The organism is Phenylobacterium sp. (assembly GCF_016793285.1).
GTDB lineage: Bacteria > Pseudomonadota > Alphaproteobacteria > Caulobacterales > Caulobacteraceae > Phenylobacterium.
Genome location: NZ_JAEUMO010000214.1, coordinates 1 through 21496 on the forward strand (window position 1 = coordinate 1; position 21496 = coordinate 21496).

The 21496-nt window shown below is 69.6% G+C and carries 18 protein-coding genes; 9 read left to right on the plus strand and 9 right to left on the minus strand.

Annotation, left to right across the window (positions count from 1 at the left end; genetic code table 11):
* Window positions 1-2478 (plus strand): TonB-dependent receptor (locus tag JNL41_RS18880; RefSeq protein WP_293477643.1); only part of this gene is annotated, 2478 nt, incomplete at its 5' end.
* 322 nt (window positions 2479-2800) lie between these two features.
* Complete coding sequence (locus JNL41_RS18885) at window positions 2801-5968, plus strand: TonB-dependent receptor (RefSeq protein WP_293477645.1); 3168 nt, start codon at window positions 2801-2803, stop codon at window positions 5966-5968.
* A gap of 81 nt (window positions 5969-6049) precedes the next feature.
* Here JNL41_RS18885 and JNL41_RS18890 read toward each other — a convergent pair whose 3' ends face one another.
* The 4 genes from JNL41_RS18890 to motA all read right to left on the minus strand — a co-directional run bounded on the left by JNL41_RS18890 (window position 6050) and on the right by motA (window position 9729).
* Window positions 6050-6460 (minus strand): DUF6491 family protein, encoded by a 411-nt coding sequence (locus JNL41_RS18890; RefSeq protein ID WP_293477647.1) that lies wholly within the window; start codon window positions 6458-6460, stop codon window positions 6050-6052.
* Window positions 6461-6518: 58 nt separating this feature from the next.
* Complete coding sequence (gene mnmD, locus JNL41_RS18895) at window positions 6519-8291, minus strand: tRNA (5-methylaminomethyl-2-thiouridine)(34)-methyltransferase MnmD (RefSeq protein WP_293477649.1); 1773 nt, start codon at window positions 8289-8291, stop codon at window positions 6519-6521.
* Between the two features lie 73 nt (window positions 8292-8364).
* Complete coding sequence (locus JNL41_RS18900) at window positions 8365-8622, minus strand: hypothetical protein (RefSeq protein WP_293477651.1); 258 nt, start codon at window positions 8620-8622, stop codon at window positions 8365-8367.
* A gap of 237 nt (window positions 8623-8859) precedes the next feature.
* Complete coding sequence (motA, locus tag JNL41_RS18905; RefSeq protein WP_293477653.1) at window positions 8860-9729, minus strand: flagellar motor stator protein MotA; 870 nt, start codon at window positions 9727-9729, stop codon at window positions 8860-8862.
* 137 nt (window positions 9730-9866) lie between these two features.
* On the opposite strand from motA, the gene JNL41_RS18910 reads away from it, so the two are divergent.
* Window positions 9867-11174 carry an MFS transporter gene (locus JNL41_RS18910; RefSeq protein WP_293477655.1) on the plus strand — a complete coding sequence of 436 codons (1308 nt, stop codon included), beginning with the start codon at window positions 9867-9869 and terminating at the stop codon, window positions 11172-11174.
* Here JNL41_RS18910 and JNL41_RS18915 read toward each other — a convergent pair.
* Window positions 11171-12907: an ATP-binding protein gene (locus JNL41_RS18915; protein WP_293477656.1), complete on the minus strand. Its 1737-nt coding sequence runs from the start codon at window positions 12905-12907 to the stop codon at window positions 11171-11173. The genes JNL41_RS18910 and JNL41_RS18915 overlap by 4 nt on opposite strands.
* A gap of 167 nt (window positions 12908-13074) precedes the next feature.
* Here JNL41_RS18915 and JNL41_RS18920 point away from each other — a divergent pair, with 167 nt between their 5' ends.
* Window positions 13075-13431, plus strand: a complete 357-nt coding sequence (locus tag JNL41_RS18920) for a phage holin family protein (RefSeq protein WP_293477671.1) — start codon at window positions 13075-13077, stop codon at window positions 13429-13431.
* Here the strand turns inward: JNL41_RS18920 and JNL41_RS18925 are convergent.
* The 3 genes from JNL41_RS18925 to groES form a co-directional block, all read right to left on the minus strand.
* Window positions 13428-13826: a TonB family protein gene (locus JNL41_RS18925; protein ID WP_293477657.1), complete on the minus strand. Its 399-nt coding sequence runs from the start codon at window positions 13824-13826 to the stop codon at window positions 13428-13430. The two genes, JNL41_RS18920 and JNL41_RS18925, sit on opposite strands and share 4 nt — an antisense overlap.
* Before the next feature lie 128 nt (window positions 13827-13954).
* Window positions 13955-15595 (minus strand): chaperonin GroEL, encoded by a 1641-nt coding sequence (gene groL / locus JNL41_RS18930; RefSeq protein ID WP_293477658.1) that lies wholly within the window; start codon window positions 15593-15595, stop codon window positions 13955-13957.
* A gap of 65 nt (window positions 15596-15660) precedes the next feature.
* On the minus strand, window positions 15661-15948 hold the full coding sequence (groES, locus tag JNL41_RS18935; RefSeq protein ID WP_293361936.1) for a co-chaperone GroES: 288 nt from the start codon (window positions 15946-15948) through the stop codon (window positions 15661-15663).
* 220 nt (window positions 15949-16168) lie between these two features.
* Here groES and JNL41_RS18940 point away from each other — a divergent pair, with 220 nt between their 5' ends.
* The 4 genes from JNL41_RS18940 to JNL41_RS18955 all read left to right on the plus strand — a co-directional run bounded on the left by JNL41_RS18940 (window position 16169) and on the right by JNL41_RS18955 (window position 20065).
* The gene (locus tag JNL41_RS18940) at window positions 16169-17383 is read left to right on the plus strand and encodes a cyclopropane-fatty-acyl-phospholipid synthase family protein (protein ID WP_293477659.1); all 1215 of its coding nucleotides are present in this window, start codon (window positions 16169-16171) and stop codon (window positions 17381-17383) included.
* A 276-nt stretch (window positions 17384-17659) separates the two neighbouring features.
* Complete coding sequence (locus tag JNL41_RS18945) at window positions 17660-18070, plus strand: hypothetical protein (protein WP_293477661.1); 411 nt, start codon at window positions 17660-17662, stop codon at window positions 18068-18070.
* A 102-nt stretch (window positions 18071-18172) separates the two neighbouring features.
* A complete protein-coding gene (locus tag JNL41_RS18950; RefSeq protein WP_293477663.1) occupies window positions 18173-18568 on the plus strand; it encodes a hypothetical protein in 396 nt (131 codons plus the stop codon).
* Between the two features lie 153 nt (window positions 18569-18721).
* On the plus strand, window positions 18722-20065 hold the full coding sequence (locus JNL41_RS18955) for an acyl-CoA dehydrogenase family protein (RefSeq protein WP_293477665.1): 1344 nt from the start codon (window positions 18722-18724) through the stop codon (window positions 20063-20065).
* A 111-nt stretch (window positions 20066-20176) separates the two neighbouring features.
* Here JNL41_RS18955 and JNL41_RS18960 read toward each other — a convergent pair whose 3' ends face one another.
* Window positions 20177-20791, minus strand: coding sequence for an SMI1/KNR4 family protein (locus JNL41_RS18960; RefSeq protein WP_293477667.1), 615 nt, complete (start codon window positions 20789-20791; stop codon window positions 20177-20179).
* A gap of 225 nt (window positions 20792-21016) precedes the next feature.
* Here JNL41_RS18960 and JNL41_RS18965 point away from each other — a divergent pair.
* Window positions 21017-21496, plus strand: a 480-nt coding sequence (locus JNL41_RS18965) for a tannase/feruloyl esterase family alpha/beta hydrolase (RefSeq protein WP_293477669.1), incomplete at its 3' end; no start/stop codon positions are given.

The following is a 21496-nucleotide window of genomic DNA, read 5'->3' on the forward strand; positions in this document are numbered from 1 at the left end:
GCCATCGCCGGCGTGGTGAACTTCATCACCCGCAACCGCTTCGACGGCCTGGAAGTGAGCGGCGACTACCGCCTCGTCGACGGCTCGAACGGCGACTACACGGCCAACGCCATCTACGGGAAGACCTTCGACAACGCCGACGTCATGATCTCGGCGGGCTACCAGCATCGCTCGCAGCTTCAGGCGACCGACCGCGACTGGTCGTTCCAGCCCTACCTCGACAACCCCTCGGGCTGGTCGGTGCTGGGCCAGCCGCCGTCGTTCCTGCCGGTCACCGCGGCCGGCGCGCCGACCGCCGGCGTCACGCGCGACGCCAACTGCAGCGCCGTCGGGGGCTACGCGGGCTTCAGCGGCACCACCGCCGCCTGCTATTTCAGCTACATCCCCTACGACAACCTCATCGAGACCGAGAACCGCTACCACGTGTACGGCCAGGTCAACGTCGACCTGAACGCGGACACGAAGTTCCACATCGACGCCTACTGGGCGAAGACCGATCTGCCGCGGATGCGCTTCTCGCCGGCGTTCCCCCCGATCCAGGGCCCGAACGGCCCGGGCAGCGTGGGCGTCTTCTCCACGCCGATCACCAACCCCGGGGCGCTGACCGCCCTGCAGCAGGCGGGCCTGACGCCCGCGCAGATCGCCGCCACCAGCCGCGTTTCGCTGACCCTGTTCCGTCCGCTGGGCGCCGGCGGCAACCCGATCTTCGACGACGGCGGCCAGATCGGCTACCGCAACTACAACGTCTACCGGGTGTCGGCCGGCCTGACCGGCGTCCTGCCGTTCGGCGGCATCGGCTACGACCTCGGCCTCAGCTACTCGCGCACCCAGAACCGCCAGTCGACGCCGGACATCTTCATCGACCGCCTCCAGCGGGCGCTGAACGGCCTCGGCGGCCCGAACTGCATGGGGAACACCCCCGGCGCGAACGGCTGCGTCTACTTCAATCCGTTCTCCAACGGCTACGCCGGCAACCCGGCGCTGGGCCTGACGAACCCCGGCTTCGTTTCCGCCAACGTCAACAGCCCGGACCTGGTCCGCTGGATCTTCGAGCTCAACTCGCAGACCCAGCAGCGGCAGGACCTGATGGTCGTCGACCTGGTCTTCAACGGCGAGCTGGGCATCAGCCTGCCCGGAGGCGCCGTTGGCTGGGCGGCTGGCGCGCAGTACCGCGCCACCGACTTCCAGTCGTCGCTGCGCAGCCCGTTCCAGGACTCGCGCGTCACGCCCTGCCCGATCATCGGCCAGACCAACTGCGCCTTCCCGACCGGCCCCTACATCTTCCTGGGCCAGGGCACGCCGCAGCAGCTCGACGACTCGGTCTACGCCGTGTTCGCCGAAACCAGCCTGCCGATCACCGACAAGATCAACGCCCAGGCGGCGATCCGCTACGAGGACTACGGCGGCCTGACCGGCTCGACGGTGAACCCCAAGCTGGCCATGAAGTGGCAGCTCTTCGACCAGTTCGCCCTGCGCGGCTCGGTCGGCACCACCTTCCGCGGTCCGACCCCCGGCAACCGCTCGCCGAACGCCGTCACCGGCCTCAGTGGCATCCAGGCGGCGGGCAACGGCTTCAAGTCGGTCGACTTCACCGGCAACCCGGCGATCGGCCCCGAGAAGGCGTTCACCTACAACGTCGGCGGCATCTTCGAGCAGAGCGGCCTGCGGGTCATCGTCGACTACTGGCACTTCAACGTCGAGGACCAGATCACCACGGTCCCCGCGCAGATCGTCGCCACGGCGGTGGGCGGGGTCGGCAACGGCACGCAGTTCGCCAACTGCAGCAGCCCGCTGCGGAACCTGATCACCTTCAACAACAACAACACCTGCACCCAGGGCGTGACCGTCGGCAACGACATCCAGCGCGTCCGCTCCGACACGGTGAACGGCCCGCGGATCAAGGTCACCGGCATCGACGGCAGCGTCGACTACCGCTGGCGCGATGTCCTGGGCGGCGACATCACCACCGGCTTCTCGTTCAGCCGGCTGGTGAAGTACGATATCGGCGTGTTCAACCTGAACGGCGTGCTGGTGTCTTCGGCCTACAGCGCCCTGGGCTTCACCAACTACGACCGGTTCCCCGGCACGGTGTCCAAGCTGCGGGGCGCGGCCTACGCCGAATACAGCCGCGAGAACCACGACCTGCGCCTCGACCTGACCTACGTGGGCGGGGCCACGGACAACCGCGGTCCGACCACGGTGCAGACCGGCTCGTCGGCGAACTGCAATGTGGCCAACGCGCAGGCGGGCATCGCCACTAACTGCCTGCTGACGACCTCCGGCCTGCGGGTGAAGGAGTTCTACACCCTCGACCTGACCTACCGGCTGCAACTGCCGTGGGACACCACGGTCAGCGCGTCGGTGTTCAACATCTTCGACCGCGACCCGTCCGCGGCGCGCCTCGAGGCGAACTACGATCCCTTCATCGGCAACCCTTACGGCCGCAGCTTCAAGGTCGGCGTCCGCAAGAAGTTCTAGCCGTCGCGCCTGCGGGCGCGCGCCTCGCCAGTATCGGGGGACGCCGGGCGACCGGCGTCCCCTTCTTTTTGGCCCGGGCTCCGCCGGCTGCCCGACGTTCAGAGGCGCATTTTTCGAAGGAGCGGTGCGGTTCTGGGCGTCCGGCGCCGCAATCCGTCGCGGCGGATTCCGCTTCGCCGGTCTCGAAAATTCAGAACTCGGGTACGGCGACGCGGTGATTTCTCTGGCGGAATCCCAAAATTCCGCCGATCATTCCCCTACCGGAGGGTCCAAGCCAATTCCGCGCGTCAGACGCGGACGGCCCACGGGGGAGGAAACATTTATGACCAAACGCAGCTATTTCTCCGGCGGCTCCGTGCTGGCCGTGCTCATGTCATTCGGCCTGGCCGCCACGGCCCAGGCGCAGACGTCCGCCAGTGCGCCGGCCGACGTCGAGGAGGTGGTGGTCACCGGCTCATTCATCGCCGGCACCCCGGAAAATTCGGCCCTGCCCGTCGACGTGCTGAGCGCGCAGGATCTCGAGAAGCAGGGCTCCCCCACGGTGGTGGAGCTGGTGAAGACGATCACCGCGTCGCAGTCGTCGCTGGGCGAGTCCAACCGCTACAACGGCGGCGCCGGCACCGCGACGATCAACCTGCGCGGTTTCGGCGCGGCGCGGACGCTCACGCTGATGAACGGACGACGGCTGGCCGACAGCCCGGCCGCGGCGTTCCAGGGCGGCGGCGCCAACCTCAACTTCATCCCGACCGCCGCGGTGGGCCGCATCGAGATCCTGAAGGACGGGGCCGCGGCGACCTACGGGTCCGACGCGATCGGGGGCGTCGTCAACTTCATCACCCGCAAGGACCTGAACGGCCTCGAGGTCGACGGCGAGTACGCCCTCATCAACGGATCGAACGGCGACTACAACGCCAACGTCGCCTGGGGGAAGAAGTTCGAGAACGGCAACGTGCTGCTGACGGCGGGCTATCGCCACCGCTCGCGGCTCGACATCCATGAGCGCGGTTTCGCGCTCCGGCCCTTCGACTTCGCCGGCTCGTCCGGCGCGGCCGGCTTTACCGGGGCGTCCAACCCGGGCTTCTACGTCGCCGGCGCCACGGCCTTCCGCGACAACGGCTGCGAGGAGCTCGGCGGCACCCTGACCCGCACGGTCTCCTTCGTGAACCCGCTGGCGGGGCAGCCGAACCAGGGCGCCACCGTCGGCTTCGCGGTTCCGGTCGGGCCGCTCAACCCGGCGACGTCGGGCACCGGCACGACCTGCCGCTACCAGTTCTCGAACTACAACGACCTGGTGAACCGCGAGGACCACTACCAGCTCTACGGCGAGGTCAACTTCGACCTTTCCGACAGCCTGTCGTTCCACGGCGAAGTGGCCTGGACCAAGGATGACACCCCCGCGCAGCGGATCTCGCCCTCGAACCTGACGGCGCAGTATCCGTCGCCGGTCTCGGTGGGCGGCACGTCGTTCTCGCCGTCGGCGGCGACCGGCGCGAACCTGTCGGTGCCGTTCAACGTGCCGGTGAACAACCCGGGCCTGCTGGCGCTGATCAACGACTGCCGCGCGCCGCTGACGGCCACCGAATGCGCCGCCATCCGCGCCGGCGCGTTCAGCACCACGGGCGCCCAGGCCGGCGCGCCCGGCGGGGCGCGCGGCATCGACATCGTGCAACTGGGCTGGCGGGCGCTGTCGTTCGGCGGCAACCCGAAGTTCAAGGACGGCGCCGATCACCAGTCGATCGTGAACGACGCCTTCCGGGTGTCTGGCGGGTTCAAGGGCCGGCTCTTCGACAAGGTCAACTTCGACACCGCTCTGACCTACATGGAGCAGAAGAACACCGCGAACACGAGCGACATCCTGGTGCGCAACCTGCAGCTCGCGCTGCGGGGCTACGGCAGCCGCGACGGGGTCGCCGACCAGTGCACGGCCGCGGAGACCGCCAACTTCACGAGCGGCGCCGGCAACGCGGCTCTCGGGTGCTACTTCTTCAACCCCTTCACGAACGCCATCCAGACCAGCCTCGTGAACGGCGCGGCAAACCCCTACTACAACGCCGCCGTCGCCAACGACCCGCTCGTGGTGGCCGGCCTGTTCGGCAACTACACCAACGTGCTGACCAACCAGATCCTGGTGGCGGACGTGGTGTTCTCCGGCGAAACCGGCATCGAACTGGCCGGGGGGCCCGTCGCCTGGGCGCTCGGCGCGCAGTACCGCTACGCGCGCGAACTGCGCAAGTACGGCGCGTTCTTCAACGCCGACGAGAACCCCTGTCCCGACCGCGCCTCCTGCGCCGACGAGACCGGGCCGCTGCAGTTCTTCGGCTCGGCCACCGACCGGGACGACGACAGCAACGTCAAGGCGATCTTCGGCGAACTCCAGGTGCCGCTGCTGGACAACCTGAACCTCAACTTCGCCATCCGCTACGAGGACTACCAAGGGGGTATCGGCTCGACGACCAACCCCAAGGTCGCGATCAAGTGGCAGGCGTTGGACTTCCTGGCGCTGCGCGGCAGCGCCAGCACCACCTTCCGCGCGCCGGGCTCCGGCCTGACCGGGTCCAACTGCAACAACGGCGTGCGGGTCCTGGGCAGCGCCTACCGCGCGTTCCAGAGCTGCGGCAATCCGGACCTGAAGCCCGAAAAGGCCGACACCTACAACATCGGCGCCATCGTCGAGTTCGGCGGCTTCACGGCGACGGTCGATTACTTCAACTTCAAGTTCAAGGACGAGATCATTGAGGAAAGCGGCTCGCGCCTCTATGCGACCATGTTCCCCGGCGGTCTGAACACCAACTGCGGCGCGGCGGCGTTCGCTGACCTGCAGGCCCGCTTCACCTTCGCCGGGACCTGCGGCGCGGCGAACGTGGCGCGGCTGCGGAGCTTCGTGATCAACGGTCCCAACACCAAGACCTCGGGCCTGGAGTTCCGCGCCCAGTACGACTGGGATGGCTGGTACGACGCGAGCTACACCGTCGGCGCCGAAGCCACCTATCTGATCCAGTACAAGCGGGGCGCGGTGAAGCTGCTGAACTCCAACATCGCGATCGCCCCCGCCGAAGACCGCGCGGGCCTGAGCGACATCCTGAACGACTTCTTCTCGTATCCGGAGCTGAAGGCGAACACCTTCGCCGTCGTCTCCAAGGGCGGCCTGTCGCTGCGGTGGCAGATGCGCTACTCGGAAGGCACGTCGCCGGCCTTCGGCTCGCCGTTCTTCATCACGGTGCCGGACTCGACGGCGACCTCGGCGGCCACCGCCTGCACGTCGAGCGCTTGCGCCGGCCGCCGGCTCGAGGCCGTCGGCAAGTCCAAGGACTACTTCCAGCACGACCTCATCGTCCGCTGGCAGGCGCCCTGGGACACGGTGATCACGGCCAGCGTGCAGAACCTGTTCGACAAGGATCCGCCGTACCTGCCGTCGCCGTACAACTACGACCTCACCCAGGGCAATCCGCTGGGCCGGGTCATCGAAGTCGGCTTCAAGAAGTCGTTCTGATCGCGCCGGGGTGCGGCGGGAGACCGCCGCACCCACTCGTCACGGCCCAGCGTGCGGCGGGAGACCGCCGCACCTCGCGCTTCAAGGCCTCGCGCGCTTCGGCAGGGCCTTGATCTCGTCCTCGGTCAGCTTGCGCACGGTGCGCACGGGGCAGCGATGCGGGCCCAGCGACGACGGGGTCACGATCTCCGCATCCAGGCCCGAGCAGATATAGCTCGACCCGCGCGAGCGCACCGCGATGCCCTGCGCCCAGTCCACCTCGTCGCAGCGGCCGAACATCTCGAACCGATAGACGTCCTTCACGCCGACGCGGACGTTGACCACGCGGTCGTCGTCCGAGGCGAAGTTGCTGATCTGGCGCGTCCAGAAGCACTGCTTCTTGGCGGGGGCCGCGGCGGCGGGTTCGGTCGGCGACCTGGCCGCGGCCCCGGGCGCGGCGGCGAGCGCCAGCAAGCCGGCGGCGAGGGGCAGGGTGAACAGCTTCAGGGTCATCTTCAGTCCTCGGGCCGTCCCCCGACGCCGGCAATATAGGCGCCGCCGCGCGCCCTAGCTAGGAACCGCGGCGCGCCGCGCGGCGGGCGAAGCGGCCGGGGTCGACGAGGTCGGCCGCCGCCGCGCCGATCGGCGAGGGCGCGCCCAGCGCCAGCGCCGCGACGTGCTCGGCCAGCAACGGGGCCAGCGAGAAGCCGCGCGATCCGAAGCCCGTCAGCGCGAAGAGGCCGCCGCCGAGCGCCCCGGCGATCGGCGCCCGGTCGGGCGTCACGGCGCGCACGGAGGCGCGGCCGGCGAGCGGCAGGTCGGCCACCCGGGCGGCGAGCCCCGGCAGCGCCCTGGCCAGGGTGTCGAGGTTGCGGCGGTGGTCGTCCGGCCGCAGATCCGCGCCGGCGTCGTCGCGGTCGTGGGTGGCGCCGAACAGGAGGCCGTCGCGGGTCGGCAGCACGTAGCCGCCCCAGGCCGCCGCGGGCGCCGACGGGCCGGAGGCGAAGGTCGCCTGGCCGCGCACGGCCTGCAGCGGGAGGTCGGGCGCCAGTTCGCGCGAGGCCAGCGCCGCGGCCAGGATCACCGCGTCGGCGCGGAGGATCTCGCGGCCCTCGGTGTCCAGCAGCCGCCAGCCTCCGCCGTCGCGCGTGAGCGCGGCCACGCGGGCGCGGATCGGCGCGCCGGCCCAGGCGGCCAGCACCGGAGCCGGGTCGATCGCCAGCGCCGAGGCCTGGTCGAGCGCCGCCGGGGCGAGCTCGCCCAGGCGCGCCGCCGCGGCCGCCGGGTCGATGACGGCGAGGTCCCCGGCCTCGAACACGTCGGAGGCGGCGATCTTCGCGAACCGCTCGGCCTCGCGGGCGTCGGACGCGAGCTGCAGGACGCCGCGGACGATCGTCGCGCCGGCGACGCCGGCATAGAGCATCGTCGCCCGCCCGAACGCCTGGGCGAACAGCCGCGCCGCCTCGCCGAGCCCGGCGTCCAGCCGCGGCGTGACCAGCGCCGCGGGATTGCCCGAGCCGCCGGAGCCGGGCGCCGCCGCCTCGACCACCGCCGCTTCGCCGCCCAGCGCCCGGACGGCCCGCGCCGCCGCCGCGCCGGCTATGCCCGCGCCGACGATGGCCACGCGCGAGGTCGGCGGATCGGCCGCCTCGCCGGCCAGCCACGCCTCCAGCCGTTCGCGCTTGCGTCCGAAGCCGGGGCGCTTGGCGACCGCGAAGCCGTGCGCCGCCAGCCCGCGCCGCACCTGACCCGCCACCGTGAAGGTCGCCGCCCGCGCGCCCGGCGCCGAGCGCGCGGCGACGAGGCCCAGCACCTCGTCCGACCACATCTGCGGATTGGCCGAGGGCGCGAAGCCGTCGAGGAACCAGGCGTCGGCGCGCCCCTGCCAGCCGGCCAGGGCGGGTTCCGCCTCCATCGCCGCGAGATCCAGCGTCGCCGAGAGTTCGGGCAGGTCCACGCGATGACGGCCGCGCGCGCGGCCCGGCCAGTGCGAGGTCAGCAGGCCGACGACCTCGGCCAGTTCGGGCCAGCGCGACAACGCCCGCGCCGCCTCGTGCGCAGCGATCGGGAAGGCCTCGATCGAGAAGACGTGCAGGCGGCCGTGCGGCGGTCGCGTCGCCGCCCAAAGCTGCAGCAGGGCGGCGATGTTGAGCCCGGTCCCGAAGCCCAGCTCGCCCACCACGAACCGCCGGCGTCCGGCCCAGGCCTGCGGTAGCCCGCAGCCCGCGAGGAACACCGCGCGGGTCTCGGCCAGACCGTCCTCGGCCGAGAAGTAGACGTCGCCGAACGCCCGCGACCGGGGCTGGCCGTCGGGCGTCCACTCCAGCGGACTGTCGGCGCTCATGGCGGGATCCGGACAACGAAAAAGGGCCGCTCCGGAGAGCGGCCCTTCCGTAACCCGTATCGGGTCGAGATGCTTAGTGCTTCTCGGCCGGGGCAGCGGCGGCGTCGGCGGCCGGAGCGGCGGCCGGAGCAGCAGCGGCGGCGTCGGCGGCCGGAGCGGCGGCGGCGTCGGTCGCGGCGGCGGCAGCGGCGTCGGCGGCCGGGGCGGCCGGAGCAGCGGCGGCGGCGTCAGCGGCGGGCGCTTCGGCGGCCGGGGCTTCTTCCTTCTTCTGGCAGGCGGCGAGCGACAGCGCAGCAGCGGCGGCCACCACGGAGATCATCAGCTTGTTCATTGGGAATTCCCTGGTCTGGTGTGTCGAACGCCGGTCAGGCCTGGCAAGGCCGCCCCCCGACGCAGGCGTAGGACTACGCCTCACGGGTCCGTGATGGCAAGCGCTAACTCACGGTTCCGTGATCACTTCTTTCCCCTGTGGCGGGAGCGCCACCATTCGTTTCCGAGGGGTTAACGGCGCGGGTCGGCAGGCCCTGCACACGGCCTGCATGCGAAGACCTCGGGGCCTGGACGCCGGCTAGGTCTCTGCGGGGATGGCCGACAGGGCTTCTTCCAGCTCCAGGAAGCTGGGCTGGGCCGGGCTCGGCACGTTGCCGCGGCCGATCTCGACCGAAATCTGCGCCGCGTTGCCGTGCAGGTGAGCCACCAGCACCGCCTGGATGATCCTGTAGAAGGCGCCTTCCTCCTCGACGACTTCCTTCATCCGCGTCGCCATGGGCGCCACGATGCCGTAGGCCAGGAACACGCCCAGGAACGTCCCCACGAGCGCGCCGCCGATCATCTCGCCCAGCACCTCCGGCGGCTCGGTGATCGCGCCCATGGTCTTGATGACGCCCAGCACGGCGGCGACGATGCCCAGGGCGGGCAGGGCGTCGGCGAGGTTCTGGATGGCGTGGCTGGGCGCTAGCGCCTCGTGGTGGTGCTTTTCGAGCTGCTTTTCCATGGCGTCCTCGACCTGGTGCGGGTCTTCGAGGTTCATGGTCATCATCCGCAGCGTGTCGCAGATGAAGTCGATGGCGAAGTGATCCTTCCCGATCTTGGGGAAGCGCGTGAAGATCGAACTCTCGCCCGGGTTCTCGATGTGGCTCTCGAGGGCGATCACGCCCTTGGACTTCATGGTCTTGGTCAGCAGGAACAGGAGCGAGAGCAGGTCGCGGTAGTCGCCGGCCTTCCACTTCGGTCCGCCGAACACCTTGCCGAAGCCGCCGCCGCAGGCCTTGATCGTGGTCATCGAGTTGGCGACGAGGAAGCTTGCGACGCCGGCGCCGCCGATCGCCATCATCTCGTGCGGGGCGGCGTGCAGGATCACGCCCATGTTCCCGCCGGACATGATGTAGCTGCCGAACACCAGGCCGAACAGCAGCACGAGACCGATAATCTGGAACATGGCTTCCCCGCGGACGTGCGCGGAGCATGGCCTCGAATGCTTAATGCGGCGTGAGTGCGGGCCCGGCGCGCCCGGGCGGCGAGGACCTCGGGGAATGATTTGAGTTGGGGGGCCAACGACCGTAAGGCCTGTCGGCGATGTCCAGTCCCACGTCCGCGATCCCCCGGCGCTCGTTCGCGATCATCTTCGCCGTCTCGGCGGCGACGGCGATGGGCAACACCGGGCTGATCTCGGTGCTGCCGGCGATCGGCCGCTCGGTGGGCATCCCCGACTTCATGGTCTCGGGCATCTTCTCGCTCTCGGCGCTGCTCTGGGCGTCCTCCTCGCCGTACTGGGCCCGCTCGTCCGACCGGCACGGGCGCAAGCCGCTGATGATGCTGGGGCTGGCGGGGTTCATGGTCTCGATGGCGCTGTGCGGCCTCGTGGTCAGCGCGGGCCTCGCGCACCTGTGGCCGCCGATGGTGATCTTCGGGCTGTTCCTGCTGGCCCGCTCGCTCTTCGGCCTGTTCGGCGCGGCCTCGAATCCGGCCACCCAGGCCTACGTCGCCGAGCGCACCCCGCCGGAAGGGCGCACTCAGGCGATGGCCAGCCTCGCCGGCGCCTTCGGCCTGGGCACCGTGATCGGACCGTTCCTGGCGCCGCTGTTCGTCTATCCGGTGATCGGCCTCGCCGGCCCGCTCTACAGCTTCTCGCTGATCGCGCTGGTCATGCTCTTTGTCGTCTGGCGCTACCTGCCCGACCAGCGCGTCGCGCCCGAGGCGCAGCGGCCGCGCAAGCCCGTCGTCGGCGGCGCGGCGAAGGAGAAGGGGATGTGGCGCGACCCGCGGATCACGCCCTTCCTGATCTACGGCTTCATCGTCGCCACCTGCCAGACGGCGCAGGCGCAGAGCCTGGGCTTCCTGATCATCGACAAGCTGCACATGAGCCCGGCGCAGGCGCAGTACTTCATCGCCATCGCGATGATGTTCGGCGCGGTGGCGGGCCTGCTCGCCCAATGGGGTCTGATCCGGATGTTCGAGATGACGCCGCGCCAGCTCCTGCGCTGGGGCGTCGGGGTCGCGGCCCTGGGCAACCTGATCGTGGCGCTCTCTCCGGGCTACTACGGCGTGGTGGCGGGCTATGCGGTCTCGGCGCTCGGCTTCGGCTTCGCGCGTCCCGGCTTCACGGCGGGCGCGTCCATCGCCGTCGGCATCGACGAGCAGGCGCGCGTCGCCGGCGCGATCGCGGCGGTCAACGGCATCAACGTGATCTTCGCGCCGGCCTTCGTGCTGCTCTACGAGCGCTACGGCCCGCTGCCGTTCCTGCTGAACACGGCGCTCATGGCCGGCCTGCTCGTCTACGCCTTCCGCAACACCGCCCTGAAGAACGCCGACCCCAAGCCGGTCCCGCGCGAGGCGGCCACCATGGCCACCCTGGAAAAGAGCGACGAGGGCGGCGCGGCCTAGGCTGCGGCTTCGGCCCCCTCGGTGCGGACCGGGCGGCTCTCGACCGCCTGGACGATGGCGGCGATCAGCGCGGCGGGCTGCACCGGCTTGTGCTGCAGGGCGTCGAAGCCCAGGGCCTTGAGGCGCGCCTCCTCGCCCGGCATGGCGTCGGCGGTCAGCGCCACCACGGGCACCTCGGGCGGTCCCGCTTCGCCGTCTCGCAGGCGGCGCACCGCCTCGACGCCGTCCATCACCGGCATGTGGACATCCATCAGCACCACGTCGAACGCCTCGGTCCGAAGCCGCTCCAGCGCCTGCGCGCCGTTCGCCACCGCCTCGACGTGGCAACCGGCCGCGTCCAGGATCGCGCGGGCCACCGCCTGGTTGATGGGGTTGTCGTCGGCCACCAGCACGCTCAGCGCCGGCAGTTCGTCCGGGGTCAGGGAGTCCGTCGCGGCGGCCTCGGTGGCGGCCGGCAGCGGCAGCCAGACACGGAACGCCGAACCCTTGCCGGGCTCGCTCTGCGCCGAGATCTCGCCGCCCATCATCGCGCTCAGCTTGCGGCAGATCGCGAGGCCAAGCCCGGTGCCGCCGTAGCGCCGCGCGGTCGAGGCTTCGGCCTGGACATAGGGGCGGAAGAGCGCGCTCTGCTGCTCGGGTGTCATGCCGATGCCGGTGTCGCGGACCACGATCTCGACGCCGCCGTCGCCGTCGGTTCCCGGCGCGCAGCGCAGGGCCACCACCACGCCGCCGGTCTCGGTGAACTTCAGCGCGTTGGAGACCAGGTTCAGCACGATCTGGCGCACGCGGGTCTCGTCGCCCAGCACCAGCGGCGGCAGGTCGGGTTCGGCCGCGCAGGCGAGCGACAGGCCCTTGCCCGCCGCCGTCTCGGACCACAGCTCCACCGCCTGTTCGCCCAACGCCCGGAGGTCGAAGGCGTCGACGTCGAGGTCCATCCGCCCGGCCTCGATCTTGGCGATGTCGAGCACGTCGTTGAGCATGGTCAGGAGGCCGTCGCCGGAGCGCAGGATGGTCGTGACATGGGCCTGCTGACGTGCGTCCAGCTCGGTGCGCTGCAGCGCACGGGCCATGCCCAGCACCCCGTTCAGCGGGGTGCGCAGCTCGTGGCTCATCATGGCCAGGAAGTTGGACTTGGCCTCGTTGGCCGCCTCGGCCTGCCGCCGCGCCTGGCGCAGCGCTTCGGCCGTGCGGATGTTGGCGAGCGCGCTCGCGGCCACGTAGGACAGGAGCATCACCAGCGCCATGGTCAGCGTGACCAGGCGCACGCCCTCGTAGCCCCCGAACAGGGTCGGGAGCACCAGCCAGGCGGTGGTGGGCGCCGTCCCCATCGCGATCAGCGCCGCGGGCGAGCGGAACGAGAAGCCCTGCGAATGGACCAGGAGACCCGCCAGGATGGCCATGGCGGCGATGCGGAACGACTCCTGGCCTTCGAACCAGTAGAGCGTCGCCATCGACACCCAGGTCACGCTCGACCCGGCGATGCAGAGAACCTGCCAGACGTGATCGCGGTCGGCGATGGGCTCCCCGCGGGCCACGGCCCGGGTGGCCCAGCGCGAGCCGGCCTCGAACGCCGCGAACGCCGCGAACCATGCCGCGCCGAGCCAGGGCCAGTAGATGTAGCCGGTCAGCACGCCGGCCAGCAGGCCCAGCAGGATGCGCGTCCACAGGACGTGGCGTGCGGTCACCGCCACCGCATCCAGGCGTTCGTCCAGCAGGCTCAAAGCCCTCTTCACGACCCGTTCGTCCCGTGCGTTCGGCGTGCCCGCACCCCCATGCGGCAGCCTGTCGCATGCAGGATGCCCGCCATTGATGAACGGACCCTTGTTCGCGGAGCGGGATTTTCGCCGGCGCGCGGCGCGGCTAGGCTGGCGGCGTCGAACGGGAAAGGCGTCCTCACATGCTGGCCAGGTTCCTCGTGCGCGCGGTGTTCGCCGCGCTGGGTCTCTGGGTCGCCTCGAAGGTGACTCCGGGCGTGGTGGTGACGAACACCGGCAGCCTGATCGCCGCGGCGCTGCTGCTGGGGATCGTCAACGCCTTCGTCCGGCCGATCGTCGTCGTCCTGACGCTGCCGCTGACTCTGGTGACGCTGGGCCTGTTCCTGCTGGTGGTGAACGCGATGATGATCGGCCTCGTCGCCGCCATGCTCGACGGCTTCCAGGTCCAGGGCCTGTTCGCCGGGATCATGGCCGCCGTCATCACCGGACTCGCGAGCTGGATCGGCGCCGCCGTCCTGCGCGACGACCGCCGGCGCGACTAGCGGACGCCTCGTTTTCGCGGGGCTCCAAAGACGATGGGCAGGCGGATCCGTGCGCCGGCGCGTGGCGCCCCATCCATGGTCTGGGGCGTCATGCGCACGTACTGTGCAACCGCCAGCGCCGCCTCTCCAAAGCCGTAGCCGGCGGGAGTCGCGGCAATGGCCTCGCAGTCCTCGAGGCGACCGTCGAGAGCGACCGTGCAGGCGATGACCCCGCGGCCCGAAACGCCCAGCCGCCGGGCAGCCTCAGGATAGTGCCGCATGACCTCTTCGGCTGTAGGCCTGCGCGCCCAATCCGGATTCCTGATGATATGCACGGCGGAGCCCGAGGGTGGCTCTTGCGCCGTGGCGATCGAACCGAGGATCAAGCTCGCCGCCGCCCCGGCCAGCCAACGCATCGTTCTGCCCCCTGGCCCTGGCGGCATTCCAGCGGGCCACGGCGAAGCGCGTCAAGAGGCGCGGGGCAAAGAAAAAGGGCGGAGCCTCGCGGCCCCGCCCCTCATTCTCAGGCGTTGGTCGACTGGTCTTAGAAGTCCATGTCGCCCATGCCGCCGGGCATGCCGCCCGGGGCCGCGCCGCCGCCCTTCTTGGGGGCTTCGACGATCGCAGCTTCCGTGGTGATCAGCAGGCCGGCCACCGAGGCGGCGTCCTGCAGGGCGGTGCGCACGACCTTCGCGGGGTCGATGACGCCGGCCTTCACCAGGTCCACGTACTCTTCGGTCTGGGCGTTGAAGCCGAAGGTGGCCGAGCTGTTCTCGAGCACCTTGCCGACCACGATCGAGCCTTCCACGCCGGCGTTTTCGGCGATCTGGCGGATCGGGGCCTGCAGCGCGCGGCGCACGATGGCGACGCCGGCTTCCTGGTCGTCGTTGTCACCCTTGAAGCCGTCGAGAACTTTCGAGGCCTTCAGCAGGGCGACGCCGCCGCCGGGGACGATGCCTTCTTCCACGGCCGCGCGGGTCGCGTTCAGAGCGTCGTCGACGCGGTCCTTCTTTTCCTTCACCTCGACTTCGGTCGAACCGCCGACGCGGACCACCGCGACGCCGCCGGCCAGCTTGGCCAGACGCTCTTGCAGCTTTTCCTTGTCGTAGTCCGAGGTCGTCGTCTCGATCTGGGCCTTGATCTGGGCGATGCGGCCGTCGATGTCGGCCTTGTCGCCCGAGCCGTCGACGATCGTGGTGTCGTCCTTGGTGATCGTGACCTTCTTGGCCTTGCCCAGCATGTCGAGCGTGACCGACTCGAGCTTGATGCCCAGGTCTTCCGAGACGAGCGTGCCGCCGGTCAGGGTGGCGATGTCTTCCAGCATGGCCTTGCGGCGGTCGCCGAAGCCCGGAGCCTTCACCGCCGCGACGCGCAGGCCGCCGCGGAGCTTGTTGACCACCAGGGTGGCCAGGGCTTCGCCTTCGACGTCTTCGGCGATGATCAGCAGCGGCCGGCCCGACTGCACGACGGCCTCGAGGACCGGCAGCAGCGGCTGGAGCGAGGCCAGCTTCTTTTCGAAGAGCAGGATGAGCGGCTCTTCGAGGTCGGCCTCCATCTTCTCGGCGTTGGTGATGAAGTAGGGCGACAGGTAGCCGCGGTCGAACTGCATGCCTTCGACGACGTCGAGCTCGGTCTCGGCGGTCTTGGCTTCCTCGACCGTGATGACGCCTTCGTTGCCGACCTTTTCCATGGCGCGCGCGATCATCTCGCCCACTTCCACGTCGCCGTTGGCCGAGATGGTGCCGACCTGGGCGATCTCGTTGTTCGACGAGACCTTCTTGGCCGAGCTCTTGATCTCTTCGACGACCTTGGCGACCGCCTTGTCGACGCCGCGCTTCAGGTCCATCGGGTTCATGCCGGCCGCGACCGACTTCAGGCCTTCGACGACGATCGCCTGGGCCAGGACCGTGGCGGTGGTGGTGCCGTCGCCGGCCTTGTCGTTGGTCTTCGAGGCCACTTCACGGATGAGCTGGGCGCCCAGGTTCTCGAACTTGTCGGCCAGTTCGATTTCCTTGGCGACCGAGACGCCGTCCTTGGTCGAGCGCGGGGCGCCGAAGGACTTCTCGATGACCACGTTGCGGCCCTTGGGGCCCAGGGTGACCTTCACCGCGTTGGCGAGGGTGTTGACGCCGCGCAGCATGCGGTCGCGCGCGTCGGAAGCGAAATAGACGTCTTTGGCAGCCATGGCTGACTCTCTTTCCTAGAAAATTCGTGGGGGAAGCCGCCCAACGGGCGCTCGGGCGGTCTCGCCTAGGAGACGACGCCCAGGATGTCGCTTTCCTTCATGATCAGCAGGTCCTGGCCGTCGAGCTTGACCTCGGTGCCGGACCACTTGCCGAACAGGATGCGGTCGCCGGCCTTCACGTCCAGCGGCTGGACCTTGCCGGAGTCGTCGCGGGCGCCGGGGCCGGTGGCGATCACTTCGCCTTCCTGCGGCTTTTCCTTCGCGGTGTCGGGGATGATGATCCCGCCCTTGGTCTTTTCCTCTTCCTCGACGCGCTTGACGAGGACGCGATCTCCCAGGGGACGAAACGCCATGTGTGTTCTCTCTTCTTCCGTTCGGAACGGGTTCAAAATTCGCGACGTGGGCGGAGGGGCGGACGCGGCTGTTAGCAGTCCCGGCCCATGAGTGCCAACGTCGGTCGGGCAGTTAGGAACAGGGCCCGGTCGAGTCAAGGCGAACGTGCGGATTTGCGCATGGTCTTGGCTTTCTCGGCGTCGGACCTAGTCTGCGGGCGAGGGTTCTAGGAGCGTGTCGATGGGTCTGCAAGCGATGCTGGAGCGGGTTGTGCGCACCGGCGATCTCACGCTGAAGCTTCCGGGCGGCGGTACGCTGAAGCTCGGCGACGGGTCCGGCCCGCCGCTGGTCGCGAAGGTCACGACGGCGGCCTGGGCGGCGCGGATCGCGGCCAAGCCGGGACTGGGCGTGGGCGAGGCCTACATGGACGGCGGCCTCGTGCTGGAGCAGGGCACGATCTCGGACTTCATCGACCTGATCGGCGCCAACGCCGAGAACCGCAAGAAGAAGGGCCGCAACCCCTTCCGCCGCTGGCTGAAGCGCACGTTGCGCGAAGCCAACGACCGGGTGGCCGCGCGCAGGAATGTCGCCCACCACTACGATCTCTCCTACGACCTCTACCGGCGCTTCCTCGACGAGGACATGCAGTATAGCTGCGCCTACTTCGAGCGCCCCGACATGACCCTGGAGGAGGCCCAGCTCGCCAAGAAGCGGCACATCGCGGCCAAGCTGCAGGCCCAGCCGGGGCATAGCGTCGTCGAGATCGGCTGCGGCTGGGGCGGGCTGGCGCTGCAACTCGTGAAGGACTGCGACGTCGAGGTCGACGCCATCACGCTCTCGGTCGAGCAGCTCAAGGTGGCCAAGGAGCGGGCCGAGGCGCTGGGCCTGGCGCACAAGGCGCGCTTCTCGCTCACCGACTACCGCGACCTGAAAGGGACCTACGACCGGGTGCTGTCGGTCGCCATGTTCGAGGCGGTCGGCCGCCCAAACTACCAGGAGTACTTCGACGGCGTGGCGCGCCTGATGAAGGACGACGGCGTGGGGCTGGTCCACTCGATCGGCCGGCCCGAGCCCGGCACGACCAACGTCTGGATCGACAAGTACATCTTCCCGGGCGGCTACTCGCCGGCGCTCTCCGAGGTGCTGCCGGCCATCGAGAAGGCGGGCCTGATCGTCACCGACATCGAGATCCTGCGCCTGCACTACGCCGAGACCATCCGCCACTGGCGCGACCGCTTCGAGGCCGCCCGCGCCGACATCGCCCAGCTCTACGACGAGCGCTTCTGCCGGATGTTCGAGTTCTACCTGGGCATCGCCGAACAGAGCTTCCGCGCGCGCCGCCAGTACATCTGGCAGATCCAGTTGGCGAAACGCGTCGACGTGCTTCCGATCACGCGCGACTACATCGGCGACACCGAGCGCGCCTACGCCGGCGCCAGGCGGAAGGTGGCCTGACCTCCTCTCCCGCGAGCGCCGTCAGGCGCGAAGAAGGGAGAGGGTCGGGTGAGGGCCGGCTGGGCGACTCCGTTAGCCCATCGAGGGCCCGCCGGTCGCCCGTGGCCCTCGCAGGCTATCAGCGGAGCACGCTTTCACGAGCCGGCCCTCTCCCTCCATCGCTCCGCTCGGGGGAGAGGAGGCGATGCGCCGCGCGCGAATTCTGTGGAGGCGCCCAAAAACCGCCGCTAGGTTTCGGCTGAACACGCTCGAACGATCGTTTGGAGAGATACGCCCATGCGCCGCGCCATCGCGCTCGCCACCGCCCTGAGCCTCGTTGCGGGCGCCGCCGCAGCCGAGAGCTGGACCAAGTACGTGGACTCCGGCAACGGCATCCAGTGGTCCTACGACGCCGACTATACCTACAAAGACCGCGAGACCGGCCGCGTGGTGGTCATGCAGGCGGTCTCGAAGCCCGAGGCCAAGATCGGCCCCTCGGGCCCGGGCAAGGCCGACGGCGTCGGCAGCGTCGTGGCGCTCGATTGCAGCAAGAAGAACATGATCACGCTGGGCTCGTACAAGCCGAACCAGCCGCTCGACATCAAGGACACCTGGCGCAAGGACACCCCCAAGAAGGCCGACGGCGCCGACAACGCCGCGCTCCTGACGGCGGTCTGCGCGAGCGCCGACAAGGCGCCGGTGAAGTAGCAGGACAGGCGCGGGCCTTACCTCCCGCGTAATCGACGCGCGGCGGCGGCTGCGGGACCCTTGCGGCGTCAACCAGCCGAAAGGGTTCCTCCGATGACCGCCGTGCGTTCTCCCTTCCTCCGGACCGTGATCGCCCTCGACGCCGCCGTGTGCGGCCTCGGCGGCGCGGTGTTCGCGTTCGACGCGGGCCTGCTCGAAGGCCCCCTCGGCCTCTCGCCGTCGCTGATGCAGCCGGTGGGCGGCTTCCTCCTCGTCTACGCCGGCCTGCTGGCCTGGCTCGCCACCCGCCCGGCCTTGCCGCGCGCCGGCGTCTGGGCGCTGGTCGCCTTCAACCTGATCTGGGCGGCCGAGAGCGTGGCCCTCGTGGCGCTCGGCTTCGCCCAGCCGACGACGCTGGGCCTCGCGGCGATCCTCGGCCAGGCCGCCGGCGCGGCCGTCGTCGCCGACCTCCAGTGGCTCGCGCTCCGCCGGCATCGCCGGGAGGCCGTCGCGGCGTAGTCTCGCGCCGCCGCCGCGGCGTCGGGTCCCGGTCTCCCCGCCGGGGCCCGGCTGCGCCGTGGGCGAACGACGCACACCACTGAAACAGTTGTTTGAATCTCGCCGAAAGTGCGCCAAAACAGACGGCAGAGAAAAACCGCTGGGAGCAGCCCGATGACCATGACCTCCGACCGGCCGGCCGGCGCCAAGACGCAGGCGCAGTCCAGCTTCGGCCTTTCGCCGCAGGACGACCTCAACGACCTGCGCATGTCGGACAAGGCGCTGCCGCTCTACAACGCCGTGAAGGCGTTCATCAAAGACGTCGCCGAGCCCGCCTCCGAGGAATGGCACCGCCTGGGCGAGGGCCGTCCCGATCCGTGGCAGTACGCCCCGGGCCAGCTCGAAGTGCTGGAAGCCGCCAAGGAGAAAGCCAAGGCCGCCGGCCTCTGGAACTTCTTCCTGCCCGACGCCGAGACCGGCGAGGGGCTCACGAACCTCGACTACGCCTACATCGCCGTCGAGCTGGGCAAGGTCCGCCTCGCCTCCGAGATCATGAACTGCGCCGCGCCCGACACCGGCAACATGGAGGTGCTGGAACGCGTCGGCACGCCCGAGCAGAAGAAACAGTGGCTGGAGCCGCTGCTGAAGGGCGAGATCCGTTCGGCCTACTGCATGACCGAGCTGAACACCGCCAGCTCGGACGCCAAGAACATCGACACCCGCGCCGTGCGCGTGGGCGACGAGTACATCATCAATGGCGAGAAGCACTACATCTCGGGCGCGGGCTCGCCCCGCTGCAAGGTCATGATCTGCATGGTCAAGACCGGCGGCGAGCATGATCCGCCCCACCTGCAGCAGTCGCAGATCCTGGTGCCGCTCCCCTGCGAGGGCGTCGAGATCGTCGGCGGCCAGCACGTGTTCGGCGACCCCGACGCGCCGCACGGCCACATGCACATCCGCTTCAACAACGCCCGCGTGCCGGCCTCGAACATGCTGCTCGGCGAAGGCCGCGGCTTCGAGATCAGCCAACTCCGCCTGGGCCCCGGCCGCATCCACCACTGCATGCGCGCCATCGGCTCGGCCGAGAAGGCGCTGGACCTGATGGTCACCCGTGGCATGACCCGCGTGGCCTTCGGCAAGCCGATCATCCAGCTTGGCGGCAACATCGAGCGCGTCAGCCGCGCCCGCATCGAGATCGAGGCCATGCGCCTCATGGTCCTGAAGGCGGCCAAGGCGATGGACGTGCTGGGCAACCGCGAGGCCCGCGTGTGGATCCACATGGTCAAGGCGATGGTGCCCGAGAAGGTCTGCCAGATCATCGACCAGGCGATCCAGATGTACGGCGCGCTCGGCGTGTCGCAGCACACCCCGCTGGCCCGCATGTACGCCCAGACCCGCACGCTGCGCATCGCCGACGGCCCGGACGAAGTCCACCACATGGTGGTCGGCCGCAACGAACTGCAGCAATACCGCGAAATGCCGAACGACCCGTCGATGGCGGCGGTGTTCCGGAACTGACCGAAGGTCATCCCGGACGCCGCTCCGCGGCGATCCGGGATCCAGCTACCACACCGATCGGGTGTGTCGTGGGAGCCCCGGCGCAAGCCGGGGCTCTTTCGTTCTTGGCGCCTAACTGCGCCCGAGGCGACTGACGGACGTGCCGCTGCCAGCGGCGCCGAACGGGCCGAGCCACCAGCTCATCTCCACGATGGGAGCGGGGCCTCGCGGGTTCGGACTGAACAGGTGTTCGCATTCCAGAATGGCGGGATGAAAGGCCGGTGCGCCTATTTCACCGGTTGCCATGCCTGCGAGGAGGTCCGTCATGCCGCACGCGTTGGCGTGCGCTTCCTGATAGCCCATGCCTCGATCCAGGACAGTGACAGTCCAATCGTCGGGCGCGCCGTGCGTCACCCAGGCGAGATAGTCGCCATCAAGCGTGGAGCCGAAGGGCAACAGGCCGCCCGCCTCGGGCCAGACTGGAAACGGAAAGTCCTCATCCTCCTTGAGCAGCCTCAGGACGGTCGGCGCCATTGACTCGAGCCTGTCGTGGTGGTCCCAAGCCCCCGGCGTCCAAATCCAGACGTACTCCATGAATTGCCCGCGGCCGTACATCCGCACGAAAGCCTTGTAATCGCGCGGCAATGCCGTCCCGAGCTTCGCCTCGATGTCGCGCCACGAGCCGAGAAACGGATCGCCCGGCCTGTCGGGCGGCGGCACGACACGGGTCAGGTTCTCGATGCTCACCTGGGTCGTCCAGCCGGGTTTTCGACGATCCGGGCCATCTCGGCCATCGACGACCCCTAATTTCTGTGACTTCGGAGCGGCTGCGCCGCAAGACCTCGACGCTCGGATCATCGCACAAACGACACCGCAGGACAAGAACAAAAGAAGAACTTCATCGCCTTCCAGGCTCCCCCTGTCGCTCAGCCTGTGCTGAAGTCGCGCCAACAAGGGAAGGGAGGGCTGGGTATGAGGACGCTGCTGTTGGCGGCCGGGGTGGTGGTGGCGCTGGCGGCGGCGCCGGGGTTGGCGCGGGCGGAGAGTTCGTGTGCGGAATTTCCGAAGAACCCCACGAAGAGCGCCGAGGTCATCTCGGCTACGCGTGAGGTCGCCGACGGCAAGGCGCTCTGCAAGGTCACCGTCGTCAGCCGGCCGACGAAGGACTCGGAGATCGGCATCGAGGTCTGGATCCCGATCGGCTTCAACTGGAACGGCAAGTTCGTGCAGTTGGGCAACGGCGGGTTCGCGGGCTCGATCAACTCGTTCGCGCTGCGCCGGCTCGCGATCCAGGGCTATGCGGCGGCGGCCACCGACAACGGCCACCGCGCGATCGGCACCTCGGCCGCCTGGGCGCTGGGCCATCCCGAGAAGATCGTCGACTTCGGCCATCGCTCGCTGAAGGAGACCACCGACGTCGGCAAGGCGCTGGTGAAGCTCCAGAAGGCCGGC